This window comes from Paenibacillus sp. FSL H8-0283 (assembly GCF_045040675.1).
GTDB lineage: Bacteria > Bacillota > Bacilli > Paenibacillales > Paenibacillaceae > Paenibacillus > Paenibacillus amylolyticus.
Genome location: NZ_CP150295.1, coordinates 1,294,304 through 1,310,606, shown reverse-complemented (window position 1 = coordinate 1,310,606; position 16,303 = coordinate 1,294,304). Strand labels below are relative to the sequence as shown.

The following is a 16,303-nucleotide window of genomic DNA, read 5'->3' as shown; positions in this document are numbered from 1 at the left end:
AATCGAAATATTAAACGCCGCACGGGGTTCTTCTGGACCCATGCGGCGTTTTTATGTTTTTGTCTAATGACTACTTAATTGCTATCTCTGGTAAGTTATATGATTCACGTCTCCATTGGCAGATGAAGCGTGAAGGTGGAACCAACCCCCATTTCGCTATGGACGGTAATTTTACCATTGTGATCCTGAACGATTTTCTGGCAGAGCGCAAGTCCAAGTCCCGTACCTTCTTCTTTGGTTGTATAAAATGGATTAAAGATGGTGGATAGCGAATTTTCCGGAATGCCGCTTCCTGTATCTGTAATTGAAATGAGCACTGCGTCTCCGTCCTGCAACAAATCCATATGGACCTCACCAGGGTCTGTCATTGCTTCAAAAGCGTTACGAATCAGATTGATCAATACCTGCACAATTTTATCACGATCCATGATAATTACAACTGGCTCATTAGTCATTTCAAGCGTAATTTGATGCCCCCGGGATGCCGCATCTGACTCGGTCAAAGACATCACTCGTTCAAGGCACTGACCCAGATGTTCAGGCTTCATGTGATTGGCATGTGGTTTGGAAAACTGTAAAAATTCAGCCGTCAGATCGGTTACTCTTGTCACCTCACCCATAATCACTTCATACCATGGCGCGATATTAAAGGCTTGTCCACGGGACAGCTGCAGGAATCCCCGAATTGCGGTAAGCGGGTTCCGAATTTCGTGAGCCATACCCGCGGCCAGTTCACCTACAGCCCTTAGTCTCTCGGAACGAAATACTTCTTCTTCATTTTTCAGCCATTTGCTGCGCTGTTGTTGAAGCAGCCTATCCTCGGCTACCGTCATAAAGTGCTGCAACGAATCCGACATTTCCGGGTACAGGGAGATGCTGTAGCTTACCTGGAGTCCTTGAAGCTGCACGGATAGTAGTGACGACATTCGTTCTTCCACATCCTGTATCTCTGGCAAAACGACCGCAAATCGGTCTCCTGCATACCGGGATATGCCATAGGCCTCGGTGAAATGATTGCTGATCATCTGGCCTGTACCTGTGATTACCGTACACCAAGGATCTTCTGACTCTTTTTTAAAGCCGCTAAAGTTATTGACGTTCAAAAGGACAAGCAAAAAAGACCGTTGCTCTTCTACTGTCTTATGTAACACCTCCATGTAACCTTCGTAATTCAACAGTCCGGTAAGCGGATCATGCAGGGTCAGGAACCGATTTTTTTCCCGAAGCCTGCGCTTCTCGACCTCACTGTTGATTAAGGTATGATACAAAAAAATGATAACAACCGAGGTTAACAGGTCAAATAACGAAACCAGCAAAGCATATGTATCTACAGGCACATACGAAAGCCGAATCAACGTATATTGCAGCATAAGCAGCAACGAAATCGGCAAGGTCTGCGTCAACCTTGGTTTGTCCTGGATCATTGAAATAATGAGCATATAATACAGCATGTTGCACCAGTTCAGTTCACTGAAATAGTGGAATATCCCTAGAAAAATCCACTGAAATTTTCGCAGCACAGGATATCGTCTCTCCCCATAAATACTTGCTACCAATAATGTCGCCGAAAGTGACATTATTGCCATATTAGGGGTAAGCCTGAGAACATAAGAGGACAGAATGACAAGCAGACAACCTAGCGGGAATATCACCATTTTCATCGTGTAACTAAGCAAACAGCCTCGCCCCCCTTTGACATAAAACTCACATCAAATAACTTATGTACATGTATTATATCGATTATGATTAGCTGATGTTGTCGATTAGTGGAGGCTCGCCAAATTCGCACGAATGTATAAATTATGAAGGCAATAGGACATATGATGTAATTGTAATCAACAAAAGTGAAACAATTCCTCTTCGCATAAATCATTATTGTGGTACAATACAATAATGGATTAATTTAGGATAAATACTTGGTTATGGAGGATATCACATGACAACACAACGAAAACCACTGGGCCTCGGAACGCTCTCTCTACTCGTACTATTGATGGGTCTCGCCTTTAATTTTCAATGGGGCACAACAAATTTTATGATCAGTCATTATCTTTTTAACTTAATAAACATACCTATTTATAGCAACGGAACTCAAGGACTTCACATTCCTTTTGTAGTAGCAGCCCTCTTCTGGATTCCAGCCTTCTTGATCGCCAAAAAAAATCGTTCACATTATGGCACAAGTGTATCTTATAACGTCGCCGGATTTATGTTGCTCTTATGCATCATTGGACCAGTTATCTCCGTTATCGATTGGATGGTCAATGGTTAAACAATTAAAGCCAGCTCTCTATATCCCGAGGGCTGGCTTCTTTGCTGCTTTTCCATATAAGATGAACAAATTGTTTACACGATAACGTAGAGGACAGAAATAACCTGAAGAAGCGGAGCGTTCGCCTAAAAGCTTTCTGAAAGAAAGCTGCATCGGAAGCATATGCTATCCCCGGATTTTCACTTCTTTAGAAGGGAATCAAAAAATCTGGGGATAACAGCGATCAGAAGGTTGTTCTGTCATCGGAGTGACTGGTGTAACCTCTTGAGGCTCATCTTATTTCTTTGCCATATACTTACGGATATCAAAAGCCACCGCAGCAACAATGATCAATCCTTTGATAATCAACTGCCAGTATGGACTCACACCGATAAACGTCAGACCATAGTTAATGACCCCGAAGATCAGTACACCCGCCATTACCCCAGGTACTGTTCCAATACCACCCGCCGTTGATACGCCGCCTACCACACATGCGGCAATCGCATCCAGCTCATACATGTTACCGTAATTGTTTGTTGCTCCACCTGTGCGTGCTGCCTCAAGTACACCACCCAGGCCATACAACGCACCCGCAATGGCATACAGGGCAACCAGGTTGCGTGCCACATGAATCCCGGATACATGCGCTGCCTGAATGTTGCCGCCGATCGCGTACATGTTTTTGCCGAGACGTGTTTTGTTAAAGATCACCCAGCAGATTAATGCCACCGCAATAGCAATGAGGACAATATACGGGATGGAATAACCCCCGCCCAGATCAATGTATCCAGAGCCAATGACAGTGAAGTCCGGTCGCAATCCTCCGATCGGCTGTGACTGATTGGGTTCCGTATCAAAATAAATGGAGTTCAGTCCGTACACGGCAACCATCGTACCCAACGTTGCGATAAAAGGAGGCACATGTAATTTGGCGACAATGAGTCCATTTACCAATCCCACGAATAGACCCGCGGTAATCCCGACAAGGATCGGCAGACCCACCCATAAGTGGGGCAGATCGGGGAAGAAGCGATTGGCATATTCATCAATTTGCAACATCGATGCCGATACAACCGCTGTCAGACCAACCACCCGTCCAGCGGATAGATCAACCCCGCCCGTGACGAGGATAAAGGCGGCACCGAGCGCAATAATGGCCCGTGTGGAGGACTGCTGTAAGATGTCCCGCAGTGTGGAGAAGGCCAGAAAATTCGGATCGGCAATCGCAATACCAATGATGAGCAGGATCAGTACGATAAAGATGGCGCGCTGTGTTACATATTGTTTCACTTGATTGATCATCTGTGTGTTCATCTGTTTCCCTCCTGACTAAGCCATCCGCTGCTGCGCAGCCAGCCTCATAATATCCTGCTCTGTTGCCTCGGCTCCATCCACGATTCCGGTGAGACGCCCTTCGCTCATCACCATAATGCGATCCGACATACCCAGCAGTTCGGGCATCTCTGAGCTAATCATGATAATGCTTTTGCCCTGACGAGCCAGTTCCGTAATAATGGTGTAAATCTCAAACTTGGCTCCTACATCGATTCCACGTGTCGGTTCATCCAGCAGCAGAATCTCTGGGTCGGTCAATAACCAACGGGCCAGCAGAACTTTCTGCTGATTACCGCCAGACAGGTTTCGAATCAGCGTGTTAACTGAAGGCGTTTTGGTTCTGAACTTCTGCGTCTGCTCACGTGCCTCTTCGCGGCCCTTTTTCTCGTCCAGCAAGCCCACACGATTTCGGTAGCGCCCCAGACTGGCAATGATCGTGTTCTCATACACCGACAACACCGGGAAGATTCCTGTGACTCTTCGTTCTTCCGTGAGCAACGCAATGTTATGACGCTTTGCTGCTGCGGGGGAGTTAATCTTCACCTTGCGCCCATGAATTGAAATGGTACCCGAAGCGAGTCCGCGCAGTCCGAACAAGGACTCAATCAGTTCTGTCCGCTGTGCTCCAACCAGGCCGCCAATGCCAAGCACTTCTCCTTTTCGCAGCTCAAAAGATACATCACAAAACGATTTGGACTGGCTTGATGTCAGACCCTCGGCTTTTAATATCACTTCACCGGGTACGTTCGTCCGTTCCGGGAAACGTTCGTCCAGATCACGGCCAACCATACGCGTAATGATCAGATCTGTCGTTAGATCAGCAGCATCCCATGTCCCGACAACGAAACCATCACGCATGATCGTCACTTCATCCGAGATCGTCAGGATCTCCTCCATCTTGTGTGAAATATAGATAATGGATACGCCGCGACTGCGCAGTTCATTAATAATGGCAAATAGCTGATCCACTTCCTTGCCTGTCAGGGAAGAAGTTGGCTCATCCATGACGATGACTTTGGATTGAAAAGAGACCGCCTTGGCAATTTCCATGGATTGAATCTTGGAGACAGACAGTGTTCCCGCCTGAGCCTTCGGATCAATATCCAGGTTCAAGTCCTTGAACAGGGCCAGCGTATCGGTATACATCCGTTTCTCGTCCACCAGTATTCCCCTCATCGGAAAACGACCCAGCCATATATTCTCCATCACCGGACGATGCGGGACCGGATTCAGCTCCTGATGAATCATGGATATGCCTTGCTGAAGTGCCGCTTTGGAATTCGGAATATCCACATCCTTTCCTTCGATACGTATCGTTCCTTCATCCGGGTGATACATGCCGAACAGACATTTCATAAGTGTGGATTTCCCCGCTCCATTCTCTCCCATCAAGGCGTGAACCGTCCCCGGCTTTACTTTCAATGTGACCTGACTTAGTGCCTGCACACCCGGAAATGCTTTGGAAACTCCATTCATCTCCAGCAGGTAAGGTGACTCCATCTTGGTTCCTCCCTTCCATATGACCGTCAAAAAAGGGACGCTACCCGAATGTCGGACGTCCCTGTCTCGTGCTTTTATTGGGCGTCGGCGATGTTGTCTTTTGTAATCTTCTTGTATGCAATCCAGACGTATTTACCATCTGTAATGTCGTATTTGGTATTTTCCTTTGTTGGTGTCTCACCTTTGGCAAGTACGGAAGCCAGTGCCACCGTGGCTGCACCCTGATTCTTGGCATCATTAAGCACCGTGCCCAGCATTGTGCCATCCTGTAGAGCCTGAATGGCTGGAGCTGTTGCATCCACACCTACCACCGGCATGGATTTGCCGTCCTTGAAGTATCCGGCTGCTTTCAATGCCTCAATGGCTCCCAAGGCCATGTCATCATTGTTCGCGAGAACAGCTTCAATCTTGTCACCATGGGAAGCCAGGAACGCCTGCATTTTCTCCTGACCTTTCACCCGGTCCCACATCGCCGTGTCTTCCGCCAGTGCTTCCACTTCGATACCGGCATCCTGGATCGCCTGAACCGAATATTTGGTTCGAAGCTCTGCATCCTGGTGACCCGGTTCCCCTTTCAGCATGACGTATTGCAGTTTGCCATCGCCGTTTTTGTCCGCTTCCGGATGTGCTTTCCAGTAATCCACAATCAGCTGACCGGAGATCGTACCGGACTCCTCCGCTTTTGCTCCTACATAATACACTTTATCCCATTTGTTCATATCTTCAGCTACTGGCTCACGGTTGAGGAATACCACTGGAATGTTCGCTGCCTTAGCCTTGTCAATGATGACACCTGCCGCCGTCCGGTCCACCGGGTTCACGGCCATTGCATTGTATTTCTTGGACACAAACAGATCCACTTTCTCATTCTGGGTCGGCTGTGCATTCTGGCTATCTACGATATCCAAAGTCGCGACACCTTCCGCTGCTGCGGTCATCGCATTACGTACACCCGTCATGAATGTATCATCAAATTTGTAGATGGCAACACCAATCTTGGGCGTTTCCGTACCGGCTGCTGTCTGGCCTCCTGTATCTGTTCCCGTACTTCCACCTGCGCTGTCTCCGCCGCTACTACACCCCGCCGCCACAACCATACATGCCGTAATCAACAGTGTCATCCATGTTTTCTTCATATCCTAATGACCTCCCCCAAGTTCACTCGGCTTCACCGATGTCTTTATTATGAAAGGGTTTACATTAAATTCGAATACAATATCTTCACCTGTTCTATCGAAATCTTCCTCAAGTTAACAAACACCTTAATTTCTTCATTCAGTATTCGTTCCGGCATTCGTTCATTGTACAAAAGGAAACAACAGCTTCTGGTTATCCATCCAGAACATATTGTCTGTACTAACCAGCTTGGTCTCAAGTAACACTCTCGCTTGCACCTGTTGATTGTTCAGCCGCGCAACGGCTTGATTCAATCCTAGATAACCTGCACTGTATCCATTCTGGACGATGAGATGATCAAAGACCCCTTCTTGCAATTGCTCCAGTTGCTGTTGTTCACTGCCAAATCCAACAATCCTTACCTTGTCCGCAGATTTGCGTCGATTCAGTTCATCAGCTGCCCCCAGAGAAGCAGGTTCCTGAAGAGTAATGAAACCATCCACCTCCTGCTGGTCCAGCAATTGCTTCGCAGTCTGCCAACATCCATCCCGTGTATTACATATCGATTTGGGTTCCACTTGAATATTAGGATACTGTACCAAGGCTTCCATAACTCCCTGCTCTCTCTGAATCAGACCCGAATTAAGAGGATCGGGGCCCAATAAAGCCACATGCCCTTTCCCTTCCAGAAGCTCCGCCATAGCCTGGCCGGCCTGTCTTCCAGCCTCCACATTATCCATGGAGATGACGCTGGTGATGCCTTTCACGGGAAATTCATCGTTAAGCACTATGACCGGAATGATGGCTCCATCTGAATTCATTGCCTGCGCCTCCTGAACAATGTCGCTAAGCGCCTTCTCGCTCAAAGGATCGACTAATAGAGCTGATGCTCCCTGCTTCAGAGCCGATGCGGCGGCCTCCACTTGAGCCTGCTCTCGCCCACTGCGAGACAACGTATGGCTGTTGATATTTTCCTGTTTGACCTGCATCTGACTTCCAGCAGAGTCCAGAATGGCAGGCGTGTACACATCACCATCGGAAGGGTATGCTTCCACGGTAATCAGTTCGGCCCCGTTCTCTTTGGCAGCCGCTTCGGCACCAAGCCGGATAGCTTCCGCAAGTTCCCCTGTCCCAGCTGGCGTAATCAGCGCGATACGTGGCGGTACTGTCGTAGCATCGGGACTCGATAAGCCACAGGCGCTGCATATGAGCAGACAGCAGCTTGCAGCTGTCTGGGTTACTAACCGACATTTCCGGATTCCAGGAAAGCTCGCAGCAACCTTTTTCCAAAACGTACGAATATTCAATCCTTTACCTCTATGGGCATCGTTCCTATTCACTTGGTTGTCTGTCATCAGGCTCACCCTCCTTCTGCTACGATTGAATGGGAATCCGAACCCAGACCGTGGTGCCTTCTTCCAACTCACTTGCAAATTCAAGGCCATATGCCTCTCCATAATAGAGCCGGATTCGGTCATGTACGTTGCGTACAGCTACGCCTGATCCTGCACCGCTTTTGACAACCGGACTGCCACTCAATAATCCCGACATCTGTTCTTCCGTCATGCCGACCCCATTATCTGTTATGCGAAACACCAGCTTGTTGCCCTCACGATAAACATCAACCTCAATACTTCCTTCGTCCATGTGGTACTCGATGCCATGAACAATGGCGTTTTCAATCAGGGGTTGGAGCACCAGCTTCAATGTCAGGCAATCCAGAAGCGTATCATCTGCCTTAATCGTAAAGTTGAATTTACGCTTGAACCTCATCTGCTGAATCGTCAAATAATGCTGCGCATGCTCCAGCTCTTCCCTGATCGTGATAATCGTTTTGCCTTGACTAAGACTGATGCGGAACAGGCGAGAGAGAGACGTGATCATCGTAATCACTTCTTCATTGCGACTCATGCCTACCATGCGCACTACTGAATTCAGAGTATTATATAAAAAATGTGGATTGATCTGGGCCTGCAAGGCTTCCAGCTCCAGACGCCGCTTCTGTTCCTGCTCATGGATGATCTCATCCATCAGGGTGCGAATTTTATTGACCATCAGATTAAAGCGACGAGATAGACGTTCCACCTCCAGCGGCCCTTCAATAGGCAACTCCACGTTGAAATCCCCGCGCTCTACGGCCTTCATTTTACGTTCCATTCGCCGAATCGGACGAGTCAGACTGGAGGATAAGAACAGCGAGACAAGAATGACCAGTACCAGTACAACGACCAATACACGAATGAGATATCCGTTCACTTCCTGACGCGTTGTCATAATCTCATCCAAATAAGCAACACCGACGATTTTCCACCCGATATTGGCAACGGACTTTACGGTATTCAGCCTTTTCTGCCCATCTGCTTCATCTTCGTAACTGCCGGAAGCCACCAAAGCCTGTTCGATATTCTCGCTTTTGAGTCCCATATACATCAATTGTTGCTGCGGATGGTACACGATATTGCCCGCACTCTCATCGATTATATACACGTATCCTCGTTGCCCCAGACTGACCCGACGGCTCAGTTCATCCATCTGTTTGAAATTGATATCGACCAGCAGGATAACCTGCCGATCCTGACCATTTTGCCGTATCGTTATGCCTTTGCTCATGGAAACGACCCATTTATATGGGCCTGTGTACATGTTCTGAATATGAGGTAACGAGAAACTCAGGTGATCCGGCACACGAAGCGCAGACTGAAACCACCCTTGCTGTGTCACATGGGCGCTGGTTTTTAATTCGGCTGTAGGTCGGTTCTTGAGCAATTTCCCCGTGGAATCAAGCAAAGTAATTGAGATGATATCTTCACGACTGCTGAGCAGTGTGTCAAGCTGTTTGTCCACCAGTTCCCCTTCCCATGTCCCGTCACGCAGCATGTGTTCCTCAATGGCACGGTACAGATGCGACATACTGCGGACGTAATCCTCCAGGTTATAACTGACCTGATCCACAATTTGTCTCGTCGTGAGTTCCGCACTTCGCTCGGCAGCCTGCGTGAACTTGTCATGCAGAAGCATCGCCATGATGGTTAGCACCAAGACGATGAAGACGGAAAAGGACCATGTAATAATAAACCGGATACTGCTGACTCTGGACGAACGCAGACGAGAGCGTAATTGAACTCCCATGGATTTCACCCATCTGGACAAGAACTTCATCGGATTGAACCTTCACTTGCCGCCTGGGAAGCCTGTTTACGATATTCTTTGGGCGAGACGCCAATATGTTTTTTGAAACAAAAACTGAAGTAGTTGGGTTCGGCAAAGCCAACCTGCTCCGCAATTTCAAACGACTTCAGCTCGGTCGAGCGAAGCAGTTCACGCGCTGCCTCCATTCGGATCTGCATCAGGTACTGCAGGAAGGTAAGTTGTACTTCTTTTTTGAAAATGCCACAAAAATAACCGGAGCTGATATGCAAATGCCCGCACACCTTCTGAATGGACAGGTCCGGGTCAGCATAATGCTCTTTCGTGAAAACTAATGCCTGCTCTACAATATCTTTGTATACATGCTGGCGTCCGCTGGCAATGCGATGTTGCACGAGTAGACAGACCTCCCGTACCTTCTTCTGTGCCTCAGTAAGTCCAGGCAGTCGGAACAAATCCGCATACAACTGGAACCCTGCACCAAAGATGTCTTCCATTTCTTCCCCTGATGCCTGTGCTGCCTTCCATACTGTTGTTAATACTTCAATTAAATAGAGTTGAATATCACTTCGTCCGTGTTCCACGGTAATTTCCCGGAAAATGATCGCAAGTGCTTCCTCCAACTCTGCTTGTGTACCTGCCTTCAGGCAACGTGTCAGCGTCTGTTGCTTCAATTCGTCGAAACGCAGCTTTCCCGCCGTCTGTCGCTCGACGTCCGCAATGTATATGATTGAATCTGTCCCAGGCACAAGCCGATAATCCAATGCCAGCAGGGCATCTTCATAGGCATGATTCACATCCGCGAGTGTATCCACAATCTGGCCAGAGCCCACCGTAGCCGGAATACGTAAATAGTGGTTGATGCTGCGCATCACATTTTCCAAAGCCTTCTGTTGCCGCTTCGCTCCATCTGTACCGCCCGAGCGATCCACATAGAGCAGGACAATCGTCTCCTGATGCATAAAGGCATGACCAGCCCCATGCTCCGCCCAAACTTCTGCCGCAATGTTAAGTGCCGCAAAGCGTTTCAGTTCAGCATCCTCAGATTGACGCAAGGAACCTCCGGGAATGAATATCTCAGACTGATCCGCTACCTCGGATGTTGTTTTGTTATGTCGTTGTGGGGGCTCGCTGAATACTCCCTCAGACTTCTCCTTCTGTACATCTCCATCCATATGCAGTGTCAATACGGACACCCCATAACGTTCTCCTGTCAGATCCAATCCGCATTGTTTGGCTTTACTATGAATATATGTTGAGGATTTCTGTCGATGGAGCAAGGTCGCCATCAGATCTGCCTGTAATAAAGGCAAACTGGTATGATAGTGCTCACGCAGCTGCTGTACATCTTCACGCTCAGCCACTTCAGCCGCCATCTGAGCGCGCAGTCTTGTGAGCAGTTCGGTGAGATGTCCTGCCGAGAACGGCTTCAGTAGATATTCGTCCACACTTAACGAGATGGCTTGCCTCGCATAATCAAATTCATCATATCCAGTCAAAATGACCACCTTCACGAGTGGATTACCTTTCCTCAATCTTTGTGCGAGTTCCAGACCATTCATGAATGGCATGCTGATATCCGTCACCACAATGTCCGGCTCTACCCTCTCCGCCATCTCCAATGCTTCCCGCCCATTCTCAGCCAAACCGACTATCCGCAGATCGAGCGCTTCCCAATCGACCTCTACAACAAGTCCTTCACGCACATCTTCTTCATCATCCACCAGCAGTACCCGGTACACGTTTGGATTCCTCCCTTTTGATGCCGGCCTTATGCCCTATCAACGAATATATATGTAGCATTGTGAATCATTTGATTTCTTATTGCTCACCGAATTGAAGCAAAATGCAAAGGCTCAGCGTTGATCTGTTCCAAGGTTGCCATCATAATATACAATATTATCAGGGATATGTAATCGCTTTCTTTGTTAGAGGTAAGGCAACCCTGTTGGGCAGTGCCTAAGTGAAATGTGAAGGATCGTATATGAATGCTAAAGGTAGGTTAAAGTAATATAAACACGGAAAATTTCGAAGTACTTCTAATAAGAGGTGTTTTGATTCTGACTATAATTCAGACTTCATTCTTGTTCTTTACGATGATTCGTACTTAATGCTTTAAAATAAATCATTGTTGTATCTGGGTTGGTGTGTCCCATTATCTCGGCCAAACGGTGCAGTGGCGTATGCTCAGCCATGGCGTAGCCAAAACGATGACGCAGGTCGTGTGAACTCAGTCCTTCCAGCCCTGCTGTTATCATTACTTTTTTAATCAGGTGGCGCAATGCTCTCTCCGTTAAACGATCATTTGTCTTCTCTGAAGGAAAAAGATACGCACGATCGGGAGCAAGATCAGATAAGTACTGATTCAATATGACAACACACTGCATATTCAAAGGGATCTTACGTTGCACGTTGCGTTTATCGGCGCTCACAGTCAGGTGACCGCTTCGTCTAGCAATTTCGATATCATGAGGCTTGAGGTTGCATACCTCCATCGTTCGCAAGCCTGTGTGAAACATAAGGGTCAGGATGGTCTGGTCACGAAGGGAATTACCATACTCCACTGCCGCGAGAAATGCCTGCTCTTCTTCAAATGTCATTCGACGTGGACTTACTTTGTCTTCCGGAATGAATTTTAATGGTTTGGAAGGGTCATGACTGAGCCTGGATTCCAAGACAGCCCATTTGAAAAAACGCTTCAGCGTAATCAATCTCCGGTTAATGGTGGCTGGTTTCAATAACATAACTTGGTGAGCATCTTCACGATAACTGACTAAAGTGGATGTGTTCACATCTTCAATTCGCAGTGAAAACTCTGCGCTGAGCATGGTGCTTTCCTTGTACCATTCAATAAAGTGCTTCAGATCACTTGCATATTCCTTCACGGTTTTGGGATGCAATTCCCCCTCTTTAGCAAGCATATGTATGAATTCCTCTACTGTCGGTTCCCGCTGCACCGAAACCCCTGATGACTGATTCATTAGAAAATACCTCCAAATCTTGACTTATATTAGCGGACATGGTATTATCATATTAATCGATACATTAGCGGACATCAAGTTCGTGGTTTAAATGCACCAGGTGAGTGTCAATTTTAAATTATACTCGTCATAATGATCGGCTAAAAACTTATTTTTTGGAGGAATCACATGCAAACAGGTACAGTGAAATGGTTCAACGCGGATAAAGGATTCGGCTTTATCGAAACTGAAGAAGGAACAGATGTATTCGTTCATTTCAGTGCAATTCAAGGTGAAGGTTACAAATCTTTGGACGAAGGTCAACGCGTTCAATTTGAAGTAACTCAAGGTAACCGTGGACCACAAGCTGAGAACGTTACTAAACTTTAATTATATGAAAGCTGCCTTATTAATAAGGCAGCTTTTTATTTACACATATGTTACACAGTAAAGAAAAGATTTCACATCCCAAGATTGAAAGCGAGGTATTCCCCATGGATAAAGAACAATTGATCACAGAAGTAGCTAAGGCTGGCGGTTTCTCCAAGAAGAATGCTGAAAAAGCTGTAACCGTTGTACTGGACTCGATTCTCGAAGCTCTCAAAGAAGGCAAAGAAGTTCAACTGGTCGGATTCGGGAAATTTGAAGTGCAGAAGCGTGAGGCAAGAACGGGAAGAAGCCGGAAAACAGGCAAAGAAATTCAACTACCTGCAGGTAAAGTTCCTGTATTCACAGCAGGCTTAAGCATGAAAGAAGCTTTAAATTAAACAACGCAACAACTTATTGAAAAGAGGTTTTTATTCAAACACACAATGATAATATGGATTTAAATGTCGTGTTTACTACCGTTGATGATATCATTAACTTTTATTCAGGCAAACAGACAAACTCGGATCATACAGAAAATCACACTCATTTGAAGCCCCCATCAACAAAGTCTGATTGTACCCTACGACCACCCACCCGCTAAATTAACATTTCATCTTGGACAACAAGAGGCCCTGATCCGCTCAAAACGGTCCAGGGCCTGATTTGCTTGGAAGCCGGCTCCGTCAGGAACCAGCTTATTTGTCTTTTATGCACATCCAGCTTATTTGCTGTTCAGAAGTTCGCGCAAGATCTGTAGATCATATGTAGAGACAAGACGTTCCAAATGCGTATCCAGCCATTCCTCATCCTGATCCCACCACTTCAATTCCAGCAGCAGTGCAATCGTCTCTTCGTCAAAACGCTTTTTAACAGTCTTGGCTGGATTACCACCAACAATCGTATAGGGTTCAATGTCCTTAACAACGGTTGAATTGGAGGCAACGATTGCCCCGTCTCCAATCGTGATACCAGGCATGATCGTTACATTTTGTCCAAGCCATACATCGTTCCCCAGTACCGTGTCACCCTTATATGGAAGTTGTTCCAGTGTAGGTGTCACACGCTCCCATCCTCCACCAAAAATGTTGAACGGATACGTGGTCATACCCTCCATCCGATGATTCGCGCCATTCATAATGAATGTCACACCTTCCGCAATTGCACAGAAATTGCCAATGACCAGGCGATCACCAATAAAGTCATAATGATGCTGTATCCGGTCATAGAATTGCTCTGGCGGATTTGTGTTATCGCTATAATACGTATAATCACCGATGTCCACGTTGGAACGCGGCGGCAGGTTTTGAATGTAACATACCGTACGGATATTCTCATTCGGGAAAAGTTTTGTTTTATCAGGGGCCATATGAAGTCCCTCCTTTTCCCTATTGTAACAGATTTTAAATCTTAAACGGACTAAGTGAGGTCGGACATGGACGAGGCCGGATTTTGCTGGATGTTCGCTCCGTCTAACCTCAAAAAGCAGAACAAAAAGGGATTCGATCTGACCATCGAATCCCTTTTCTCGTTCTCCATACTAACGTTGATCTGCAGGAGATATTTTCTTATTTGGATGTAAGGCTTACTTGTTCAGCGGTTTGATCCCAGTCCACGGTAAGTCCCAGTCCTTCTGAGATGAAGCGTACAGGCACAAGTGTGCGACTGTTTTGAATGATCGCTGGTGCATCAATTTCGAGTGTCTCTTCATTTACGGTTGCGGTGCTGCTCCCGATCTTGAGCACAAGGGTCTGGTCATTCAGTACAGCTGTTACCGTCTTCGCCGTTTTGTCCCAAGTCACTTCTGCACCTAGTGCTTCGAGAATTGCGTTCACAGGTACCATCACTCGGCCACTTTGCTGCAGCGGGTCCTGATCCGGGAATGTGATCAATTTACCATCGAGAGTTACGGTAATGGTTTTGTCAGTTGTTCCGGATGAGGTGTTCGAGCCTGTCTCTTCCGAAGTCTCAGGCAAAGGCGTTACTTCACGTCCAAGTTGCTCTTGCAGATTCGCAAGACGGTTCAGTGCAAATGTCGTCAGTGACCCGGCTGCCATGGAGCCCATGCCTCCGCCCCCACCGCCAAAGTTACCACCAGGGCGTGTCTGCGTATTATCTGTACCCGTTGTTGCATCTGTTGTACCGTTTCCGGTTGCAGTACCCGGCTGAGTTGGAGGTGTTGTTCCATCTTGAGGAGTCATTCCTTCGAAACCTTCAGGTGGGGTCATGCCTTCAAATCCTGCTGGTGGTGTACCGCCCATACCACCTGCCGCGTCTGCATTTGCAGAATAAGCGATGTTGGATTCAAACTGTTCTGTCGTATAAAACTTCGTTGGATCTGCTTCCACATAAGGACGAATCTCATCGGCAAGGCCAGTGATACGATCCTGAATGCCTTCCATGTAGTCCGTCAGTTCATTGACGTAGCTCAAATATTTTTCCTTATACTCTGGCACAGCAAGCAGGTTATTAATCATCGGTACATTTTCCATGTTAATGCCTAGTACCGGCTCGTCCACAGATACGTTTGTCGCGTTGGTGTTGGTCGTGGTTGATCCGGTTGTTGTGCCACGTCCACCTCCACCCGAGTACCCGTTGAAGGACATGTTAAAGTCCCAAGGGACCACGGTGAACTTGCCAGCGGCATCACTGTAGAGCATGTAGTTGTGTCCTTTGTCCCCGTTATAACTGTCATAGTTGCCAAAAACCATGTTGCCTGCAATATATTGAAGCGCCGAATCCACGTCCAGCACACTTTCAATATCGCCTTTTTCACCTTCTGGCATCTCGTTCAGCGTTTGGATGAAGGTTTTGAGTTTGGCTTTGTCCTTATCCGTACCTAAGTCCTTGGTGATTGTACTGTAGTCGCTGCCCTCTTCATATTGAAGATAACTCTTCTCATCCGTATCATAGAGGACACCTTCTTCGTAATCCTCACCGTAGTTGCGCTCCAGATAGCTGTCATCCACCGCTTCAACGCCAGTATAGAAACCAACCAGCTCCCCGTTAACGTACAGATTAACATAGTTCGTCATTGGTACATCCATGCCAATGCTGCGCAGTGCTTCATAGTGAAGAACTTCACGCATGTACGACGGATCGGCGTAGTTATTGTTTAGTACCATTTTATCCAGTCCAAGCAGGGTTTGTGTTTTGTCGTATTTATCAAACTTCAGTCTGAAGCTGTAACGGTCCGAATCTTCCATTGAGGCTACAGCTTTCAGGGTCAGATTGCCCTTGGTGGAGAAACCGACATTGTCCAGCTTGTTGCCGTCCACTTCCACACTCACATTCTTATAATCCTTATCCAGCGGACTTTCAAGCACGCTCTTCCAGTCTGCATCATCAATCGTTACATTCACATCAATGACGTTATCCGTCTGGAACAACGATTCATAAGCTTGCGTCACGCCTACACTCGTGGTTGTCGCTGTACTTTCTGCGGCAAATGCCGCATTCGGACTTCCGATCAGACCAAAAGATGTCGTTACCATCGTCACGGACAATGCCGTTACTGCAACTTTTCGTAATAAAATATTCAAATGATGAATCCTCCTTCTTGGTTTCTGTTAAGCAACCGAGGCTTATGTAACCATGGTAGGGGACGAACCTTTAGTGAATCTTA

The 16,303-nt window shown here is 47.1% G+C and carries 13 protein-coding genes; 3 read left to right on the top strand and 10 right to left on the bottom strand.

Annotated elements, in window-relative coordinates; translation table 11 throughout:
- Positions 1-104: 104 nt before the first annotated feature.
- On the bottom strand, positions 105-1,661 hold the full coding sequence (locus MHI52_RS05875) for an ATP-binding protein (RefSeq protein WP_255319783.1): 1,557 nt from the start codon (positions 1,659-1,661) through the stop codon (positions 105-107).
- A gap of 275 nt (positions 1,662-1,936) precedes the next feature.
- On the opposite strand from MHI52_RS05875, the gene MHI52_RS05870 reads away from it, so the two are divergent.
- Positions 1,937-2,272 (top strand): hypothetical protein, encoded by a 336-nt coding sequence (locus MHI52_RS05870; protein WP_282319223.1) that lies wholly within the window; start codon positions 1,937-1,939, stop codon positions 2,270-2,272.
- A gap of 276 nt (positions 2,273-2,548) precedes the next feature.
- Here the strand turns inward: MHI52_RS05870 and mglC are convergent, their stop codons facing one another.
- The 7 genes from mglC to MHI52_RS05835 all read right to left on the bottom strand — a co-directional run bounded on the left by mglC (position 2,549) and on the right by MHI52_RS05835 (position 12,333).
- Complete coding sequence (gene mglC, locus MHI52_RS05865) at positions 2,549-3,568, bottom strand: galactose/methyl galactoside ABC transporter permease MglC (RefSeq protein WP_017690326.1); 1,020 nt, start codon at positions 3,566-3,568, stop codon at positions 2,549-2,551.
- Between the two features lie 15 nt (positions 3,569-3,583).
- Positions 3,584-5,089 (bottom strand): sugar ABC transporter ATP-binding protein, encoded by a 1,506-nt coding sequence (locus MHI52_RS05860; RefSeq protein ID WP_047841838.1) that lies wholly within the window; start codon positions 5,087-5,089, stop codon positions 3,584-3,586.
- Positions 5,090-5,163: 74 nt separating this feature from the next.
- Entirely contained in the window at positions 5,164-6,225 is a 1,062-nt protein-coding gene (locus MHI52_RS05855; RefSeq protein WP_036606548.1) for a galactose ABC transporter substrate-binding protein, read from the bottom strand.
- A gap of 162 nt (positions 6,226-6,387) precedes the next feature.
- The gene (locus MHI52_RS05850) at positions 6,388-7,560 is read right to left on the bottom strand and encodes a substrate-binding domain-containing protein (protein WP_405158659.1); all 1,173 of its coding nucleotides are present in this window, start codon (positions 7,558-7,560) and stop codon (positions 6,388-6,390) included.
- A gap of 19 nt (positions 7,561-7,579) precedes the next feature.
- Positions 7,580-9,334, bottom strand: coding sequence for a sensor histidine kinase (locus MHI52_RS05845; RefSeq protein ID WP_405158658.1), 1,755 nt, complete (start codon positions 9,332-9,334; stop codon positions 7,580-7,582).
- 26 nt (positions 9,335-9,360) lie between these two features.
- Complete coding sequence (locus tag MHI52_RS05840; RefSeq protein WP_405158657.1) at positions 9,361-11,094, bottom strand: response regulator; 1,734 nt, start codon at positions 11,092-11,094, stop codon at positions 9,361-9,363.
- A gap of 336 nt (positions 11,095-11,430) precedes the next feature.
- Positions 11,431-12,333: a tyrosine-type recombinase/integrase gene (locus MHI52_RS05835; protein ID WP_405158656.1), complete on the bottom strand. Its 903-nt coding sequence runs from the start codon at positions 12,331-12,333 to the stop codon at positions 11,431-11,433.
- A gap of 168 nt (positions 12,334-12,501) precedes the next feature.
- Here MHI52_RS05835 and MHI52_RS05830 point away from each other — a divergent pair, with 168 nt between their 5' ends.
- Together MHI52_RS05830 and MHI52_RS05825 are read left to right on the top strand one after the other, a co-directional pair.
- The gene (locus MHI52_RS05830) at positions 12,502-12,702 is read left to right on the top strand and encodes a cold-shock protein (protein WP_017690333.1); all 201 of its coding nucleotides are present in this window, start codon (positions 12,502-12,504) and stop codon (positions 12,700-12,702) included.
- A gap of 104 nt (positions 12,703-12,806) precedes the next feature.
- A complete protein-coding gene (locus MHI52_RS05825) occupies positions 12,807-13,079 on the top strand; it encodes an HU family DNA-binding protein (RefSeq protein WP_036606368.1) in 273 nt (90 codons plus the stop codon).
- Positions 13,080-13,402: 323 nt separating this feature from the next.
- Here MHI52_RS05825 and MHI52_RS05820 read toward each other — a convergent pair whose 3' ends face one another.
- Positions 13,403-14,047, bottom strand: coding sequence for a Vat family streptogramin A O-acetyltransferase (locus MHI52_RS05820; RefSeq protein ID WP_017690335.1), 645 nt, complete (start codon positions 14,045-14,047; stop codon positions 13,403-13,405).
- Between the two features lie 199 nt (positions 14,048-14,246).
- Positions 14,247-16,220, bottom strand: coding sequence for a CotH kinase family protein (locus MHI52_RS05815; protein ID WP_405158655.1), 1,974 nt, complete (start codon positions 16,218-16,220; stop codon positions 14,247-14,249).
- Positions 16,221-16,303: the final 83 nt, after the last annotated feature.